At 73.3% G+C, this 17,673-nt stretch carries 17 protein-coding genes; 7 read left to right on the top strand and 10 right to left on the bottom strand.

What is annotated here, in order from left to right; all coding sequences use genetic code 11:
• Positions 1–8: 8 nt before the first annotated feature.
• Positions 9–1,574, bottom strand: a complete 1,566-nt coding sequence (locus tag GRQ65_RS06975) for a bifunctional 3-(3-hydroxy-phenyl)propionate/3-hydroxycinnamic acid hydroxylase (RefSeq protein ID WP_160876509.1) — start codon at positions 1,572–1,574, stop codon at positions 9–11.
• A 113-nt stretch (positions 1,575–1,687) separates the two neighbouring features.
• On the opposite strand from GRQ65_RS06975, the gene GRQ65_RS06970 reads away from it, so the two are divergent.
• Complete coding sequence (locus GRQ65_RS06970; protein ID WP_202387687.1) at positions 1,688–2,401, top strand: FCD domain-containing protein; 714 nt, start codon at positions 1,688–1,690, stop codon at positions 2,399–2,401.
• A 248-nt stretch (positions 2,402–2,649) separates the two neighbouring features.
• On the opposite strand, the gene GRQ65_RS06965 is transcribed toward GRQ65_RS06970, so the two are convergent.
• From GRQ65_RS06965 to GRQ65_RS06950, 4 genes are read right to left on the bottom strand one after another with little or no spacing between them, the layout of a single operon-like run.
• A complete protein-coding gene (locus GRQ65_RS06965) occupies positions 2,650–3,414 on the bottom strand; it encodes an FAD:protein FMN transferase (RefSeq protein WP_202387686.1) in 765 nt (254 codons plus the stop codon).
• Positions 3,411–3,827: an FMN-binding protein gene (locus GRQ65_RS06960; RefSeq protein ID WP_160876507.1), complete on the bottom strand. Its 417-nt coding sequence runs from the start codon at positions 3,825–3,827 to the stop codon at positions 3,411–3,413. The genes GRQ65_RS06965 and GRQ65_RS06960 overlap by 4 nt, the downstream gene beginning before the upstream one ends.
• 4 nt (positions 3,828–3,831) lie before the next feature.
• Positions 3,832–5,238 carry a ferredoxin reductase family protein gene (locus tag GRQ65_RS06955; protein WP_337191543.1) on the bottom strand — a complete coding sequence of 469 codons (1,407 nt, stop codon included), beginning with the start codon at positions 5,236–5,238 and terminating at the stop codon, positions 3,832–3,834.
• Entirely contained in the window at positions 5,235–5,771 is a 537-nt protein-coding gene (locus GRQ65_RS06950) for a hypothetical protein (protein ID WP_160876505.1), read from the bottom strand. Before GRQ65_RS06950 ends, GRQ65_RS06955 begins: the two co-directional genes overlap by 4 nt.
• A gap of 257 nt (positions 5,772–6,028) precedes the next feature.
• Between GRQ65_RS06950 and GRQ65_RS06945 the strand changes: the two genes are divergently transcribed.
• Genes GRQ65_RS06945 through GRQ65_RS06920 form a run of 6 tightly spaced genes read left to right on the top strand, consistent with a single transcriptional unit; the run spans position 6,029 to position 11,924 of the window.
• Complete coding sequence (locus GRQ65_RS06945; RefSeq protein ID WP_160876503.1) at positions 6,029–6,685, top strand: HAD-IA family hydrolase; 657 nt, start codon at positions 6,029–6,031, stop codon at positions 6,683–6,685.
• Between the two features lie 14 nt (positions 6,686–6,699).
• Positions 6,700–7,929 (top strand): sedoheptulose 7-phosphate cyclase, encoded by a 1,230-nt coding sequence (locus GRQ65_RS06940; RefSeq protein WP_160876501.1) that lies wholly within the window; start codon positions 6,700–6,702, stop codon positions 7,927–7,929.
• Positions 7,926–8,768, top strand: a complete 843-nt coding sequence (locus GRQ65_RS06935; RefSeq protein ID WP_160876499.1) for an O-methyltransferase — start codon at positions 7,926–7,928, stop codon at positions 8,766–8,768. The genes GRQ65_RS06940 and GRQ65_RS06935 overlap by 4 nt, the downstream gene beginning before the upstream one ends.
• 2 nt (positions 8,769–8,770) lie before the next feature.
• The gene (locus GRQ65_RS06930; protein ID WP_160876497.1) at positions 8,771–9,544 is read left to right on the top strand and encodes a TauD/TfdA family dioxygenase; all 774 of its coding nucleotides are present in this window, start codon (positions 8,771–8,773) and stop codon (positions 9,542–9,544) included.
• Positions 9,541–10,884 carry an ATP-grasp domain-containing protein gene (locus GRQ65_RS06925; RefSeq protein WP_202387685.1) on the top strand — a complete coding sequence of 448 codons (1,344 nt, stop codon included), beginning with the start codon at positions 9,541–9,543 and terminating at the stop codon, positions 10,882–10,884. Before GRQ65_RS06930 ends, GRQ65_RS06925 begins: the two co-directional genes overlap by 4 nt.
• Positions 10,885–10,886: 2 nt before the next feature.
• Positions 10,887–11,924: a D-alanine--D-alanine ligase family protein gene (locus GRQ65_RS06920; RefSeq protein ID WP_160876495.1), complete on the top strand. Its 1,038-nt coding sequence runs from the start codon at positions 10,887–10,889 to the stop codon at positions 11,922–11,924.
• A gap of 37 nt (positions 11,925–11,961) precedes the next feature.
• Here the strand turns inward: GRQ65_RS06920 and GRQ65_RS06915 are convergent, their stop codons facing one another.
• The 5 genes from GRQ65_RS06915 to GRQ65_RS06895 form a co-directional block, all read right to left on the bottom strand.
• Positions 11,962–12,849, bottom strand: a complete 888-nt coding sequence (locus GRQ65_RS06915) for a dioxygenase family protein (RefSeq protein ID WP_160876493.1) — start codon at positions 12,847–12,849, stop codon at positions 11,962–11,964.
• On the bottom strand, positions 12,846–13,919 hold the full coding sequence (locus GRQ65_RS06910) for an iron-containing alcohol dehydrogenase (protein WP_160876491.1): 1,074 nt from the start codon (positions 13,917–13,919) through the stop codon (positions 12,846–12,848). The genes GRQ65_RS06915 and GRQ65_RS06910 overlap by 4 nt, the downstream gene beginning before the upstream one ends.
• The gene (locus GRQ65_RS06905; RefSeq protein WP_160876489.1) at positions 13,916–15,706 is read right to left on the bottom strand and encodes an FAD-dependent oxidoreductase; all 1,791 of its coding nucleotides are present in this window, start codon (positions 15,704–15,706) and stop codon (positions 13,916–13,918) included. The genes GRQ65_RS06910 and GRQ65_RS06905 overlap by 4 nt, the downstream gene beginning before the upstream one ends.
• 93 nt (positions 15,707–15,799) lie before the next feature.
• Entirely contained in the window at positions 15,800–16,741 is a 942-nt protein-coding gene (locus GRQ65_RS23885; RefSeq protein ID WP_202387684.1) for a helix-turn-helix domain-containing protein, read from the bottom strand.
• 42 nt (positions 16,742–16,783) lie between these two features.
• Entirely contained in the window at positions 16,784–17,602 is an 819-nt protein-coding gene (locus GRQ65_RS06895; RefSeq protein ID WP_160876485.1) for a TspO-related membrane protein, read from the bottom strand.
• Positions 17,603–17,673: the final 71 nt, after the last annotated feature.

The following is a 17,673-nucleotide window of genomic DNA, read 5'->3' as shown; positions in this document are numbered from 1 at the left end:
TCGTCCGGTCAGACCAGCTCGACCGAGCGGCTCCGGCTGGGTGCGAGCGCGACCTGCAGGTCGTCGACCACCTGTCCGACCTCGTCGGCGCCCCTCGCCGAGCCGAACTGGTAGAAGTCCGGCCGGGTGAGGAACGCGACGATGCCGTGCTCGTCGAGGTAGCGCCCGTAGACACCGTCGAGGTCCTCCACGTCTCCGCCCTCACCGACCACGGCGACGACGCACCCGACCGAGGACAGGAAGTCGCGCCGCTCGTCGGTGAGGACGTCGTCGAGCGGCACCGAGCTGACGAGCGCGAACACCGGGCGGGTCACCTCGTCGAAGGTGCCCTCCTGACCGTCCCGGCGGACGCGACCCTGCGGTGCGAGGGCTCCCGCGACCGCGTCGTCCGCAGCGCGTCGCGTCACGCCGCCGACGACGCCGGGGAACGGCGGCGGGGGCGGCACCAGTCCGGCGCGCAGGGCGTGGTCGCGGGCTGCGGCCTTCTCCGGGTCGGGCTCCTCGAGGGCGGCCCACGTCGCCAGCGAGCCGTGGACGAAGAACGCCGCGTGGGGCACCCGCTCCTCCTCGTAGGTGTCGAGGAGGGTCTCGTCGGCCGCCCCGGAGAGCACCGCGCTCAGCTTCCAGCCGAGGTTGATCCCGTCGCGCATCGCGCAGCAGGCGCCCTGGCCCATGAACGGCGTCATCGAGTGCGCGGCGTCGCCGCCGATGAGGACGTTGCCGACGCGGTAGCGGTGGGCCATCTCCGAACGGAACTTGTAGGCCACCTGACGGGTCATCCGCAGGTGGTCGCGGGGGATGCCGTGGTGCTCCTCCATCAGCTGCAGCGCACGCTCCTCGGTCTTCTCCTCCTCGAGGACCTCGCCCGGCATCACCTTGACGTCGCTGCGGCAGCGACCGACACCGGCCAGCCCGAAGAAGTGCGGACGCCGCGGGTCCATCGTGCCGATGGCCTCGTCGAACCCGTCCGGGAGCGGCTGCACGACGTCGAAGTCCGTGAGGACCCACCAGTCCTCGTGCTGGCGCAGCACCTCGCGCTCGATGCCCAGGGCCTCGCGCACACCACTGCTCGAGCCGTCGAACCCGACCAGGTAGCGCGCCGTGACGACCTGCTGCTCCCCCTCGCCCGTCCGGGGCTCGACGGTCACCTCGACGCCGTCACCGGTCTGCCGGAAGTCGGTGGCCTGCGTCGACCAGCGCACGTCGACGTTGTCGTACGACGCGATCCGCTCGGCCAGCGCCTCCTCGATGTCGGGCTGGTGCATCGCCATGTGGGCCGGGAAGCCGCCGCGGTCGCCACGCCAGTCGATGGCCGGGCTCGGCTGACCGTCGGCCCCCACCATCCGGAACTCCGTCAGCGGCATCGCGTTGCGCAGCGCGTGCTCGCCGTCGCACAGGTTGGTCAGCACCCGGGCGAGCTCACCGTCCAGCGTCGTCATCCGGGGCAGGCCGTAGAGGTTGGAGGCCTTCTCGACCGCCAGCACGCGGTGACCGGCTCGACCGAGCGTCGCGGCGAGGACCTCGCCGCCAGGTCCGAACCCCACGACGACGACGTCGTACTCGTGCTCCTGCATTTCGGATCTCCTAAACTGTGCGAACCTTTCGCAAGTATCCGAACCACCGTCCGAGGTGTCAACCGTCACATCGACGCCGGGGCGTGGAGCCTGCCGAACGGTACGATCGGTTCGTGGATCTGAAGAGCCCGATGACGCGCGCGGAGTCGCTCGCCGAGCAGATCGAGGACTCGATCCGCACGCAGGGACTGGCTCCGGGGGCGCTGGTCGGCAAGATGGACGAGCTCCGCTCGCAGTCCGGGTACGCCCGCTCGACCGTCAGCGAGGCGGTGCGCCTGCTGCGCGACCGGGGCATCATCGAGATCCGTCCCGGTCGCAACGGCGGGCTGTTCGTCGCCGAGTCCGACCCCATCGTGCACGTGCGTCACACCCTGCTGCGATTGCGCGAACCCGCAGCGCGGGTCGCCGACGCCGTCGTCGTCCGCGACGCCCTGGAGCTCCAGGTCAACCTCGACGCGGCCGAGCACCGCACCGACGACGACCTGCGCGACCTCGACGCGCTCGTGTCGCGCATGGGACGGCACGTCGACGACTTCACCAGCTTCATGCGCGCCAACTGGGCGCTGCACGAGCGCATCGCCGCCATCTCGACCAACGAGCTGCTCAAGGCGGTCTACCTCGCGACCTGCGCGCAGGTCGCCGACGTCGCGGCGGCCGAGCTCGACGACGACGCCGGCGAGCGGGACGAGTACATCGGGTCGCGGCTGCGCATCCACGAGGACCTCGTCGCCTCCATCGGGAGCCAGGACCCCGACGCCGTCTACGCAGCCGTCCTCGCCCACCGCGACGGCGGGACGACGTCGTCGTACCTGCCACCGGCGGGCTGAGGCAGCCCGTCGGTCGCCGCCGGGGTCAAGGGTGCGTCAGGACCCGGCCGGTCGCCGTACGGAACCCGTCAAGAGCCTGGTCCTCGCCGTCGCGAGGGCGTCTCCTGGAGGTGGGCCACCGAGTGGTGGTCGACGGACAGCGGACGAGGAGGACGCCGTGATCGGCGGAGCGTGGTTGGTGACGGGGGCGGCGTCGGTCGTCGCGGCGGTGTCGGTGCTCCTGCGGGCGCTGGTCGGCTGACCACACCTCAGTCGTGCGGCGTCGCCGCCGGGCCGACGAGCTCACGGCGTCCGTCGGCCCGGACGACGAGCCCGACGCGGCCGCGGGCGGTCAGCCAGGCGGCGGCCTCGTGGTCGAGCGCGAACGCCGCGGTGGCGTCGAGGTCGGCCCAGGTGAGGTCGTCGTGGACCACCGTCACCGACGCGACGCTCGCGGGCACGGCACCGGTGCGGGCGTCGACCACGTGGCCGCCGCGGTGCGCGAGGCCCGAGGTGGCGACCGCACCGCCGCGCACGGGGACGACGGCGACGACGCGGGTCGGGTCGTGGGGGTCCTCGATGCCGACGCGCCACGGTGGCGAGTCCGGGCCGGCGACGTGGCAGACCAGGTCGCCGCCCGCGCCGAGCGAGAAGTCCGTCTCGGACAGCCGGCGCAGCGCGACGGCGGCCCGCTCGACCGCCCAGCCCTTCACGACGCCGCTGGGGTCGAGCACCCCGCCGCGGCGCACGTCGAACGCGCCGTGGGACTGCACCCGCGCGGCCTCCCCCAGGGCCAGCACCTCGGCCACCTCGGGCGGGCAGTCGGCGAGGTCGAGCTCGCCGCGGCCGAGCCGGCTCACGACGGAGTCGGGGCGGTAGGTGCTGAAGACGCGGTCGACGTCGCGCAGGGTCTCGACCGCCTGCGCCCAGGCGTCACGGGCCGCGGCGTCGTCGGTGTGCCGGCCGCGCAGCGCCAGGCTGATCGGCATCCCCATCACGTGCTCGACCCGGCGGGCCGTCGCGACGGTCGTCATGCCGGGGCCTGGTCGAGGGCCGACTGCAGCGACTGCACGTAGCCCTCGCTGGTGATCGTCGCGCCGCTGACCATGTCGATGTCGGCGCTCTGGGCGGCGAGGGTCGCGTCGACGAGCACCGGCAGCGCGTAGGCGTTGATCTCCTGGTCCTCGTGGTTGCCGTCCGGGTACTGCACGACCTGCACGTCGGTGATCGTGCCGTCGGCGTCGGTGCTGATCTGCACCTGCACCGGACCCCACCGGGTCTGCGCGACGTCACCGGTGGTCGTGGTGCCGCCCGACCGGACGAGGGTCTGGGTGGTCGAGCTGCCGGTGGTCGCGGCGAGGTCGGGCCCCGAGGTCGAGGTGCGGTAGCCGAAGAGGAGCACGACGGCCGAGAGGGTGCTGAGCAGGGACAGGACGATGCGCTTCATGCGGTCACCACCGGAAGGACTCGACGTGGAGGTGGTCACGGGACAGGCCGGCGTCCAGCACGGCGGCCGAGACCTCGGCGGCCCACGCGTCGGGACCGCAGACGTAGACCTCGCGGTGCACGAGGTCTGGGACCAGGCGAGGCAGGGCCCGCGGGTCGTGGGCGTACGACGAGCCGCGCGGGCCCGGCAGGTCGATGACGTGCAGGCCGCGTTCGCGGGCCAGGACGTCGAGCTCGCGGGCGAAGAGCGGCTGCCCGGAGTGCCGGTGCACGACGACGACCTCGCCCGGGGCGCACTCGAGCCCCTCAGCCAGTGCGCGCAGCGGGGTGATGCCGACGCCGGCGCCGACCAGCAGGACGTGACGGCGCCGGCGGGCCCGGGCCGTCAGCCGGCCGTAGGGCCCCTCGACGACCACCCGGGTGCCGGGGCGCAGCCGGGCGACGTCGCGGCTGCCGTCGCCGAGGTCCTTCACGGTGATGCGCAGGCTGCGACCGTCAGGAGCCGCGGAGAGCGAGTAGGGGTGGGCGCGTGACCACCCGGGTCCGGCCAGGAACCGCCAGGTCAGGAACTGCCCGGCGCTGACCGGGAGCCGGTCGAGGCGGCGGCCGCCGACGTAGACCGAGACCACGCCGGGCGCCTCGTGCGCCACCGAGGTGACGCGCAGGTCGTGACGCAGGGTGCGGTACGCCGGGAGGCCGAGCCGCCACCCGAGCACGGCCCCCGCCGCGAGCGCCCACGCCGTCCACCAGAAGACCGTGCGGGCGGTCGAGCCGACGAACTGCGTCCCGGTCCACAGCTGGTGCGGCAGGGCCAGCCCGACCCCGAGGTAGGCGTAGAGGTGCAGCAGGTGCCAGGACTCGTAGCGCAGCCGGCGTCGCGCCGCGCGGACGCTGGTGACGACGACCAGGACGAGGCAGAGCGTGCCGGCCGCGGCGAGCAGCATGCCCGGGTAGTCGACGGTGAGGCGCCACAGCCAGCCCGGGCTGGCGAGCAGGTCGCCGCCGGCGTAGCCGAGGGTGGTGGCGAGCACGTGCAGCACCATCAGGTCGAAGCCCACGAAGCCGACCACGCGGTGGATGCGCGCGAGCCGGTCCTGACCGAAGGCGCGCTCGAGCACAGGCACCCGCGCCATCAGCACGACCTGCGCCAGCAGGAGCACGCTGGCGACCAGTCCGCTCAGCTGCCCGACCCCGAGCACAGCGGCCCCGTGGGAGAGCCCGGTGCGCAGACCGCCGTCGGCGACCCACCAGCAGGTGACGAGGAGCAGGCTCAGCCACAGCGCTGCCCCCGCGCCCAGCCGGACCGCGCGGTCCAGGGTGGTCCGGTCGGCCGCGAGTCGTGCCGGGTGGCACGCCGGCCCAGGAGGTGGCGGCGACTGCCGGGCCGGCGCCGGTGGCTGGAGCGTGGTCACGTCGTCGTGCCGCCTGCGCCGCCGTCGATGGACCCGTCGGTGGACCCGTCGCTGCCGGGCGGGGCGCCGAAGCCGCTCCCGTCGTCCGTGCCTCCATCCATGCCTCCGGGCGGCATCTGGCCGCCGGGTCCGAACCCGTCGCCGTCGCGGTCGCCGAACCGGCCACCGTCCTGCTGCCCGTCCTGCTGCCCGTCCTGCTGCCCGTCCTGCTGGAACCCGGTGGGCACGACCTGCCCGTCACGGGAGGCACCGTCGCCGGCGGTGGCGCGACCGAGGGCGAAGCCCCCGACCCCGCCGACGAGCAGCACCGCGGCCGCGGCGCCCGCCACGGCCGCGCGGGTCCGCGTCGCCCACGACCGGGGCGCGGTCGGCCGGGTCGTCTCGGCTACCTCGGGAGCCGGGGCGGCAGGGGTCCAGGCAGGAGGCTGGTCGGAGGCGACGGGAGCGATCGGCGCGGTCTCGTCGTTCTCGGGCCCGCGCTCGGGCTCGGGCTCGGGCTCCCAGCGGTTGCCGCTGCGGGGTGTCTCGCTCATGCCGCGAGTCTGCGGACGCCCGCTGGGTGCGCGCTCGGCCGCGGCTGTGCGGGACCTGTGAGCGCCACTGGGCTCGGAGGAGCCTCGAAACCTGCACCTGATGTTCAGGTTGAGGGTGGTTCCCTGGCGAAGGTGTGGAACTAGTCTCAGGTGGGAACCGCGCGCAGGGACTGCCTCGGATCATGCACCGCCGCGCCACTCCCCGCCACACCCCCGCTCCTCACAGCTCCCTTCCTCCCGAGAAACCGAGGCTCGCCATGACGGCCATCCTGTTCGGCTCCATCAGCACGCTCTCCGACTCCTCCGAGCTGCAGCGCTCGTCGTTCAACGAGGCGTTCGAGCAGCACGGCCTCGGCTGGCGCTGGGACCGCGACGAGTACCGCACCCTCCTCGACAGCAACGGTGGCGCCGAGCGCGTCGCGGCGTACGCCGAGCAGCGCGGCGAGGACGTCGACGCGAAGGCCGTGCACGCGACCAAGTCGGAGCTCTTCCAGAAGGGGCTCGCCGGCACCTCGAGCCCGCGCGCCGGCGTGGTCGACACGATCAAGGCCGCCAAGGACGCCGGCGCCAAGCTCGCCTTCGTCACCACCACGGCCAAGGCCAACGTCGATGCACTCTTCGACGCGCTCGCCCCCGCGGTGCAGCGCTCCGACTTCGACGTCGTGGTCACCGCCGAGGACGTCGACGACAAGAAGCCGGCCCCCGACGCCTACACCCGCGCGCTCGAGCAGCTGGGCGAGGACGCCGGCTCGGCCGTCGCGATCGAGGACAACCCCGGCGGCGTGAAGTCCGCCCAGGCCGCCGGCCTCACGGTCGTCGCCTTCCCCAACGACAACACCGCGGAGGCGGACTTCGGCAGCGCCGAGAAGACCGACCGCCTCGACTACTCCACCCTCACCGCCGGCCTCGCCTGAAAGACGGACCACAGATGACCCAGTCGCCCAGCAGCTCTCCTGCCAGCTCCCCGGCCAGCACCGTCGAGGCCACCGAGACGGCGTTCCACGTCGAGGCCTACGAGAAGATCGACTACCAGCTCACGATGGTCACCGGCGTCTTCGACGTCGCGCAGGTGCAGCTGGCCGACGCCTATCGCCCCTTCGGCCGCTGCCTGGCCGTCGTGGACGAGACCGTCCTGGAGCTGTACGGCGATCAGATGCGCGCCTACTTCGAGCACCACGGCCTCGAGCTGAGCGTCTTCCCGGTGCAGGTGCGCGAGGTCGAGAAGTCGCTGCGCACCGTCGAGCGCATCGTGGACGCGTTCGCCGACTTCGGGCTGCTGCGCAAGGAGCCGGTGCTGGTGGTCGGCGGTGGGCTGACGACCGACGTGGCCGGGTTCGCGTGCGCGGCGTTCCGCCGCTCGACCAACTACCTGCGGATCCCGACGACGCTGATCGGGCTCATCGACGCCAGCGTCTCGATCAAGGTCGGCGTCAACCACGGCAAGTACAAGAACCGGCTCGGCGCCTACCACGCGTCGTCGCAGGTCTTCCTGGACTTCAGCTTCCTCAAGACCCTGCCGATCGACCAGGTCCGCAACGGCATGGCCGAGATCATCAAGATCTCGACCGTCGGCCACGCCGGCATCTTCGAGCTGCTCGAGAAGTACGGCGAGGACCTGCTCACGACCCGGTTCGGCCACCTCGACGGGACGCCCGAGCTGCGCGAGATCGCCGACCGCATCACCTACGACGCGATCAAGACGATGCTCGAGCTCGAGGTGCCCAACCTGTGGGAGCTCGACCTCGACCGGGTCATCGCCTTCGGCCACACCTGGAGCCCCACGCTCGAGCTGGCCCCCGAGGTGCCCTACTTCCACGGCCACGCCATCAACGTCGACATGGCGTTCTCGGCGACCATCGCCAAGGAGCGCGGGCTGATCCCCGAGTCCGAGCGCGACCGGATCCTGTGGCTGATGAGCCGTCTCGGCCTGACCCTCGACTCGCCGTACCTCACGCCCGAGCTGGTCCACTCCGCGACCGACTCGATCGTGCAGACCCGCGACGGCCTGCTGCGCGCCGCCGTGCCGCAGCCGATCGGCACCTGCGGCTTCCTCAACGACCTGGGTCGCGACGAGCTCGACTCGCTGCTGGCCGAGCACAAGGCCGTGGCTGCTCGCTACCCGCGTGGCGGCGAGGGCGAGGACGCGTTCACCGCATGACGGCTGCCCCGACGACCGTCTCGTCACCGGGCGCCCCGCGCCCGGTGACGCCCGGCTCGATCCTGGCCGAGCGGCTCGGGGGGCTGCTCGACCGTGTCGACTCCTCGGGGTCGGTGGTGGACCAGGAGTGGATCGAGGACCTGCGCTCGGCCGTGGAGCTGGCGCGGGGCCTCGACCCCTACCTCGAGTCGGTGACCACGCCGCAGTCGCCCGCGCTGGCCGAGCTGGCGCGGCGTACGGCGAGCGAGGACTGGAACGGGCCGCGCGGCAACGGCGTCCTCGAGCAGGAGATGCTCTCGGGCCACGTCGAGGGCCAGCTGCTCAAGACGCTCGTGCACCTGGCCCGCGCGACGCGGGTGCTCGAGGTCGGCCTGTTCACCGGCTACTCCGCCCTGGCCATGGCCGAGGCGCTGCCGGCGGACGGACGCCTGGTCGCTCTCGAGATCGACGCCGGCGTCGCGGAGTTCGCGCAGGCGTGCCTGGCCGACTCCGAGGCCGGGTCGCGGGTCGAGGTGCGGGTGGGTCCGGCGCTCGAGACGCTGGCCGAGCTCGACGCCGCCGGCGAGGTCTTCGACCTGGTCTTCGTCGACGCCGACAAGGGCGGCTACACCGCCTACCTCGACCTGGTGCTCGAGTCGGGCCTGCTGGCGCCGCACGGCGTGGTCGTCGTCGACAACACCCTCATGCAGGGGCTGCCGTGGACCAGCGGGCAGAGCACCGCCAATGGCGAGGCGATCGCCGCGTTCAACGCCGCGGTGGCCGCCGACCCCCGCGTCGAGCAGGTCGTCGTGCCGCTGCGCGACGGCCTCACCCTCATCCGGCGAGCCGACGGGAGCTGATCGTGCAGGAGCGTGTGCTGGAGCCGGTGGGCGTCGAGGTCACCGGGGTCGACCTGGGGACCCTCGGCGCGGACGACGTCACCCACCTGCGTGGCCTGCTGGCCGAGCACGGCGTGGTGGTGCTGCCCGGTCAGTTCGTGGACGACGACACCTTCCTCGCCTTCCTGCGGGGCTTCGGGCCGATGACCTTCACCGAGGGCGAGACGCCGCTCGAGGGCCACCCCGACCTCAACGTCATCTCCAACGTCGGCCGCGAGCGACCGCCGCGCAGCCAGTTCCACGTCGACACCAGCTACGTCGCCGAGCCCCCGGCGTACACCGCCCTGCGCGCGGTGCGGATCCCCGCGCAGGGCGGTCAGACCGTCTTCACCAACCAGTACGCCGCCTACGAGTCGCTCCCCGCGGAGCTCAAGGAGCGGCTCGAGGGTCGCACCGTGCGCCACGTCGCCACCGGCGTCGAGGTCGACGACGACGCCGAGACCTCGGCCGAGCACCCCGTCTTCCGGCCGCACCCGCTCACCGGTCGCACCGCGCTCTACCTCTCGACGCCGCAGCGCTGCGCGGCCGTCAGCGGGATGGACGACGACGAGGCCCGCGCCACGATCGAGGAGCTCCTCGCCCACTCCACGCGCGATGACAACTGCCTGCGCCACACCTGGGCACCGGGAGACGTGGTCATGTGGGACAACGGGTGCGTGCTGCACAAGGCCGACCACGAGGGCGTGGTCGGCGACCGGGTGATGCACCGCGGGATGGTCGCCGGGTACGCCGGGTGAGCGCCGGGTCCGCCGGGTGGCGGGCACGGGCCTGGACCGTGCCGAAGACGCTGGCCACCCTCGGCCTCCTGCAGGCCACGCTGCCGCTCGACGTGGCCCTCGTCGTGGCCGCGGAGGTGCGCACCCGGCTGCACCCTGTGCCTCCCCCGGCCGAGCCGGTCGGCGGGCGGAAGACCGTGCTGCTCAGCGGCGGCAAGATGACCAAGGCGCTGCAGCTCGCCCGGTCCTTCCACGCCGCGGGCCACCGGGTGGTGCTGGTCGAGTCGGGCCGCTACCGGCTCACCGCCCACCGCTTCTCCCGCGCCGTCGACGCCTTCCACGTCGTGCCCGAGGCCGACTCCCCCGGCTACGTCGACGCGCTCGTCGACGTCGTGCGCCGCGAGGGCGTCGACGTCTACGTCCCCGTCTGCAGCCCGCTGTCGAGCCGCTACGACGCGCTGGCCAAGCCGGTGCTCGAGCAGTGGTGCGAGGTCGTGCACGGCGACGCCGACGTCATCGACACCGTCGACGACAAGGCGGCGTTCGCCGAGGCCGCCGAGAAGCTCGGGCTCGGCGTGCCCGACACCCACCGCGTGACCTCGCCCGAGGAGGTCGAGCGGTTCGACTTCGCCTCCCGCGACGACGACTACGTCCTCAAGTCGATCCCCTACGACCCCGTGAACCGGCTCGACCTCACCCGGCTGCCCAGGCCCACCGCAGCCGGGACCGCGGCGTTCGCCCGCTCCAAGCCCATCTCGGAGGCGAACCCCTGGATCCTGCAGGCCTTCGTGCCGGGCAAGGAGTACTGCACCCACGGGACGGCGCGCGACGGACGGCTCCAGGTCTACGCGTGCTGTGAGTCCTCGGCCTCGCAGCTCAACTACGAGGCCGTCGACAAGCCCGAGATCCAGGCGTGGGTGACCCGCTTCGTCGAGGAGCTCGGGCTGACGGGGCAGTACTCCTTCGACTTCATCGAGACCCCCGACGGCGGGCTGAGCGCGATCGAGTGCAACCCGCGCACCCACTCGGCGATCACCATGTTCTACGACCACCCCGACCTGGCCCGGGCCTACCTCGAGACCGGCGGACCGCTGGTGACGCCGACGGCCGCCAGCCGGCCGACGTACTGGCTCTACCACGAGGTGTGGCAGCTGCTGCGGCACCCGCGCGAGCTCCGCGCCCGGCTGGCGGTCGTCGCCGGCGGCAAGGACGCGGTGTGGGACCGCGCCGACCCGTGGCCGTTCTTCGCGCTGCAGCACGTGCACCTGCCGTCGCTCCTGCTGCAGAACCTCGTGCGGCTGCGGCCCTGGGTGAAGATCGACGTCAACATCGGCAAGCTCGTCGAGCCCGGGGGCGACTGAGGATGACTGAGGCGAGTGACGTGCTGAAGGTGCTCCACCTGACCGGGTCCGCGGTCTCCGACGACCTCGACGACCTGTCCCGGCTCTACGCCGCCGGCTGCCTGGCCGCCACGGCCGACCCGGCGCGCTACGAGTTCCACGTGGTCCACGTCAGCCCCGACGGGCGCTGGCGCTTCCCGGCCGACGTGAGCGATGGGGCCGTCGCCGCGGCCGAGCCCGTCTCCCTCGGCGCGGCCCTGGACCACGTGGGCCGGCTCGACGTCGACGTCGTCGTGCCGCAGATGTTCTGCCTGCCCGGGATGACGGCCTACCGCGGCCTCTTCGACGTCCTCGGGGTGCCCTACGTCGGGAACCCGTCGTCGGTGATGGCCCTGGGCGCCGACAAGGCCAAGGCCCGCGCGGTCGTCGCCGCGGCCGGCGTCGACGTGCCCCCCGGTCGCGTCGTACGCCGGGGCGAGCGGGTCACCTTCGACGTGCCGGTGGTCGTGAAGCCGGTCGACGCCGACAACTCCCTCGGCGTGACGCTCGTGCGCGAGGAGGGCGACCTCGCCCCCGCCCTCGAGGCGGCGTGGGAGCACTCCGGCGGCGCCCTGGTCGAGACCTACGTCGAGCTGGGCCGCGAGGTCCGCTGCGGCGTCCTCGAGCGCGACGGCGAGCTCGTCGGCCTCCCGCTCGAGGAGTACGCCGTCGACACCGCGACCAAGCCCGTCCGCCTGGCCGACGACAAGCTCCGGCGCAGCGGCGACGGCGACCTCGAGCTGGTCGCCAAGGACGTCGAGCACGCCTGGATCGTCGACCCCGACGACCCCGTCACCGCGGCCGTCCACGCCGCGGCGCGGCAGTGCCACGTGGCCCTCGGCTGCCGCGACTACAGCCTCTTCGACTTCCGCATCGACCCCAGCGGTCGGCCGTGGTTCCTCGAGGCCAGCCTCTACAACTCGTTCTCCCCCAAGTCCGTGCTGGCCACGATGGCCGCCGCGGCCGGCACCGGCCTGCCCGAGCTGTTCGCCGAGGCCGTGCGCCGCGCCGCGGCGCGCTGACCACCTCGCGCCGCGGCGCGGTGACCACCGCGGCCGGTCAGGCCCCCTCGGGCGCCAGGACGATGTCGAAGCGGGTGCGCGTCCAGCTGCCCTCGACCAGCCGTCCGTCGGGGGTCGGGGTGCCGGCCGGTTGCTCGAGGAACTCCTTGACCAGCGAGTCCTTGACCCCGAACACGCTGTCGTGGTCGAGCAGCTCGTCGCCCGCGACGAAGATGTGGGTGACGAGCTCGCGGAACCCCGGCTCGCGGATCAGGAAGTGCAGGTGCGAGGCGCGGTACGGCGAGCGACCGACCGCGGCGAGCATCTGGCCGACCGGGCCGTCGTGCGGGATCGGGTACGGCGTGGGCGTGATCGCCCAGAAGCGGTAGGACCCGTCGTCCGCGGTGCGGAAGTGCGCCCGCGCCGAGGTGCGGTCGTCGTCGTACTGCACGTCGTAGAGCCCCTCGTCGTCGGCCTCCCACACCTCGACGAGCGCCCCGGCGACCGGGTTGCCCTCGGTGTCGGAGACCGTGCCCTCGACCCAGCAGGGCTGCCCGACCGCGCCGAAGGACATGTCGCCTCCGAGCTCGATCTCGGGCGAGCCGTCGACGAAGAACGGTCCCCAGACGGTGGCCTCGGTCGCGTCGGCGTAGGCCACGTTGTTGACGGCGATCGTCTGCATCGACACGCCGAAGACGTCCGAGAGCAGGATGAACTCCTGGCGGCGGTCGTCGGTGATGTGACCGGCGCGGGTCAGGAAGTCGACGGCCGCACCCCACTCGGCCTCGGTGAGGCGCACGTCGCGGACGAAGGCGTGGAGGTGCCGGGTCAGCGAGACCATCAGCTGCTGCAGCCGCGGGTCGGCGCAGTCGTCGAAGGAGCGCACGACCCGCTCGACCAGCTCCTCCTCGCGCGCTGCCTGTTCCGGGCTGACTCCGGCGCTCATGCGGTCTCCTCTCCTGCCCACGCGGCCTCGAGCAGCGCGGTGACGTCGTCCCTCGTGACGGGGGTGGGGTTGTTGCCGGGCACGGCGGCCAGGATCGGCTCCACCGCGCGGGGGATGCCGTCGTGCGGCATGCCGTAGTCGCGCAGGGCCCGGGGCGCGTCCAGCCGGGCGCGCAGGGCGGCCAGGCCCGCCACGGCGCTCGCGCTGCCGAAGGCCGCGGCGATGCGGCGTTCGGCGTCGGGAGCGTGGGGGGCGTTGAACGCCAGGACGTGCGGCAGCACCACCGCGTGGGTCTGGGCGTGGGGCAGGTCGAACATGCCGCCGAGCACGTGGCAGATCTTGTGGTGCATCCCCGAGCCCGCCGAGGCGAAGGACACCGCGGCGAGGTAGGCGCCGTAGAGGGTCTGCTCGATCGCGGACTCGTCGCTGCCGTCCCCGTCGGTGCCGGCCACCTCGGCGATCCCGGGCAGTCCCGCGGCCAGGGCTCGGATGCCCTCGCCCGCGAGCGCCCGGTCGATCGGGTCGGCCCGCGGTCCCCACATCGAGTCGACGCAGTGCGCCAGGGCGTTGAGCCCCGAGGCGACGGCCAGCTCCGACGGCAGGCCGCGCAGCAGGGAGGCGTCGTAGACGACCGAGCGCGGCAGCACGCGCGCGTCGACGCCCGTGGTCTTGGTGCCGTCCTCGGTCAGGCCCCACACGTCGGTCGCCTCCGAGCCGGCGTACGTCGTGGGCACGGCGACGACCGGCAGCCCGGTGGTGAGCGCGACCGCCTTGGCCAGTCCCGTCGTCGAGCCGCCGCCGAGGCTGACCAGCGCGTCGACGTCGTGCTCCGCGGCGACCGAGCGCGCCCGGCGGGCGACGTCGACCGGCACGTGCATCACGACCTCGTCGTGACGCACGGCGACCGGCAGCACCGCCGCGACGGGGTCGGCGAGGGTCGCCTCGCGCTCGGAGGCGATCAGCATGACCCGCGAGGCGCCCAGCGCCTCGACCTCGGCGGCGACGGCCTGCGCGGCCTCGCCCCTCGCGAAGACGACGCGCTGCGGCAGCGTCTCGTGCGTGAACCTCACCGGCGACCCAGCAGCTGGAGCATCGCGGCGCGCAGGTCGTCGACGGGCTGGTCGGTCAACGCCGTGGACCGCCACGCGACGTGCTTGTCGGGTCGCACGAGCAGCGCTCCGGACTCCTCGACCTCGCGGAGCTTCGCCCAGTCGAAGTAGAGGTCGGTCACGGGGCGACCCGGACCGATCACCACGGTCTCGAGGGGCACGCCCAGCTCGGCCGAGACCGCCTCGGCCGCCTCCGACCACGCCTCGCCGGTCGGGCCGGTCAGGAGCGTCCAGCGGTGGTAGGGCGCGAGGTCCATCAGCGCCAGGCGGGTGGTGTTGTCGCCCACCCAGGCGTGCGGGAGGTGCGCGCCGGGCGACGTCGACATCACGTGGTAGAGGTCCTCGTCGCGGGAGGGGGCAGGGCGGGTGCCGTCGGACACGACGGCGGAGGACTCGTAGAACTGGCCGAGCTCGACCCCGTGCGCGTTGAACTCGTAGTTCTTGGTCTCCATCGCCTTCGCCAGCGCCGCGCGCTTGGCCTCGCCCGCCGGGGTGGCGGCCTTGCGCTCCTCGATGGCTGCGGCCATCTCCTCGCCCTCGAGCCCCACCACGCCCAGGGCCTCGAAGATGTCGGCGAACTCGCGCGCGCTCCGGTTCGCGCGGGTCACGATCCGGCGCGCCACCGGCGCCCGCTCGTCGGTGTAGGAGTCGAGCAGGCTCGGATCGGCCTGCCCCCGCAGCACCGCCGCGAGCTTCCACGCGAGGTTGTAGGAGTCCTGGATGCTGGTGTTCGAGCCGAGGCCGTTCGACGGCGGGTGGCGGTGCACGGCGTCGCCGACGCAGAAGACCCGCCCCGTCTGCAGCCGCGTCGCGTACATCTCGTTGACGCCCCACAGCGAGTAGCCGGTGATCTCGGGCTCGAGCTCGGGCATGCCGAGCAGGTCCCGCACGATGCCGCGCGCCATCTCGTCGTCGAGCTCGGGCGGCGGCGAGGCGATGTCGTAGCCCCACACGATCAGCCACTCGTCCCACGGCCGGACCATGCGCACCAGCCCGGTGCCGATCCCGCCGACGTTGGAGCCCGGCTGGATCACCCAGTAGAGGACCGAGGGGCGGTGGTCGACCAGCTCGGAGATGTCGGCCTTGAAGGTGATGTTCATCGAGCCGGCGATGTCCATCGCGCCCTCGTACGGCAGCTCGGCGTCCGCCGCCACCCGGGACCGGGCCCCGTCGGCCCCGATGAGGTACTTCGTGCGGATGGTGTACTCGTGCCCGGTCAGCCGGTCGCGCACCCGGACGCGGACCCCGTCCTCGTCCTGGCTGCTCGAGAGGTACTCCGTGGAGAAGCGGGCCTCGGTGCCCCGGACGGCGGCGTTGCGGACCAGGATCGGCTCGAGGTAGGTCTGCGGGATGTCGACGGTCAGGCAGGGGCTGGCGAGCCGGTAGTCCGCCTCGCGGTCGGGCCGGGTGCCCCAGGTGCGGATGCGACCGATCTCCTCGCCCGCGATCGAGGTGCAGAAGACGGTGTCGCCGACCAGGTCGTGCGGCGTGGCGTCCGCCAGCACCTGGTCCTCGATGCCCAGGTCGCGGAAGATCTCCATCGCCCTCTGGTTGGTGATGTGGGCGCGCGGGGTGTTGGCGGTCCAGCGGTACTTCGTGATCATGATGTTGTCGACGCCGAGCTCGCTGAGCAGGAGCGCCGCGGCGGCACCGGCCGGCCCCGAGCCGACCACCAGGACGTCGGTCTCGACGACGTCCTCCGTGCGCGGCAGCTCGGTCTCGCTCATCCCGTCGGAGAATTCAGGCATGGCGCCATTCTGCGAGCGCGGCCCGGCCCGGACCAGCGCCGCGGCCTCAGGTGGCGGAAATGGAGAAGGTCCGTTCGGACCTGCACCCCGGGATCAGGCCGCCGGCTCCTGCGCGCCGTGCCCGGTGCGCCGCACCGTGCCCGCGGCGACACCGAACCGGCGCCGGAAGCTCTGGCTGAAGTAGGCCGGTGAGGCGAACCCGAGCCCCGCGGCGACCTCGGCGGTGGGCGGCGCGCCGGGCGTCACGAGGATGCCGTACGCCGCGTCGAGCCGGCGGCCGAGCACGTAGCGGGGCAGCGAGGTGCCGGCGGCGGCGAAGGCCCGGGTCAGCGTGCGGTCGCTGACCCCTGCGGCCCGGCCGACGGCGGTGGCGCAGAGCGCGGGGTCGTCGAGCTGCTGCTCGACGTAGGCGCGTGCGGTGACGCGGTGGCCCATCGCGGCGTCGACGTGTCCATCGGCCACCAGCCACGCCACCAGCTCGAGGAGGGCGTGCTCGTCCACGGGCACGGGACGGCGGTGACGCACGGCCCGGTCGACGAGGCCGACCAGCGCGTCGACGTAGGGACCGCTCGACAGCACGAGCGGCAACACCGGGGGTCGACGCCCCAGGGCCTCCTCGAGCGCCGCGTGGGGGACCTTGACCACGAGCTCCAGGAGCCCACGGCTGAACTCGCGGCGGAACGGCCCGTCGGCGTCGCAGATCAGGAGCTGCCCGGGCCCGATCACCCGCCGACGCCCGTCCCGCTCGAAGACCGCCCGGCCGCGCACCGAGGCGTAGACGGCGACCGACCGGACCGGGAGCGTCTCGGCAAGGAGCGCCGTGCGCGCCACCCCGTGCCCGCTGGCGGCGACCCGCGCGAGATGCAGCCGCGAGAGCTGGAGGTTGGACTCGACGGCCTCGAACCCGCCGCCCGCCGCGGCGTCGCAGGTGAGCGGGATCAGCGCCTCGGCGTTGTGCCGCTCCCACTGCGCGACGCGGTCACCGTCGCCGCCGCGGACGGCGAACGAGCGGGCGACGGGGATGATGACCGGCACCGGCACATGGTGACACCGCTCACACCAGCGCGCCACGCCCCCTCAGCGAGCGGTCGTCGGGCCTCCCCGCAGGGCGACCGCGGCGGCGGCGACCAGCGCGACCGCGGCGACGGTGCCGGCGACCACCACGGAGTCCGTGCCGTCCTGGAGCCCGGTGACGACGATGCCGAAGAGCGCCCAGAGACCGGCGAGGGCGTACGCCGGCAGGCGGGTCGTCAGCAGCAGGCCGACGAGCGTGCCGGTGGCGACGGCGACCACGATCAGCTGCCACGCGACCTGGTCCGCCTCGACGACGCCCCACCCGACGAGCGCGGTGGAGAGGTTGAGGAAGAACGCCGCGGTCACCCAGCCGGCGTACAGCCCGAACGCCGCGCGGGTGAGGACGCCGAACCACCGCGGCTCGACGGCCGCACGGGCCAGGGTGAGCACGCCGTCGACGGCCGCAGCGAACATCAGGGCCAGCGCGAGGAAGGTGAGCGTGCTGCTCTCGAGCGCGGCCATGAAGATCCACAGCGTGCCCGCGAGGTAGAGCGCCACCTGGTCGACCTGGAAGCGGCGTGAGACCCGAGCGTCCTTGCTCACCAGCGCGGAGACCGCCTGCACGATCGCCAGGGTGTAGATGACCCCCCAGATCGAGAACGCCCACCCGACGGGGGTGATGAGCAGCTCGGCGCCCGCCCCCTCGCCGGGCGAGGCGCCCGCACCGAGGGCCGGGACGACGGGGGCCAGCACCTGCAGGACGGCTGTGGCGAGGACCGCCCAGGCGAGGCCCCGCCCACGCGCGGCGCTCGTGCCCTTCGTGCCGCTCGTCGCGCCGGTCCGGGTCACGTCGCCCAGGGCGACTCCTTCGGTGCGGGCCATCGTGCAACTCCCTAAGTCCATGAGTGTCTTCTCTACTTAGGTACCCAGTCGACCGTCTCGTTCCGTGACAG

The organism is Nocardioides flavescens (assembly GCF_009823805.1).
Classification (GTDB): Bacteria; Actinomycetota; Actinomycetes; order Propionibacteriales; family Nocardioidaceae; genus Nocardioides; species Nocardioides flavescens.
This window is presented reverse-complemented; position numbering and strand designations above follow the sequence as displayed.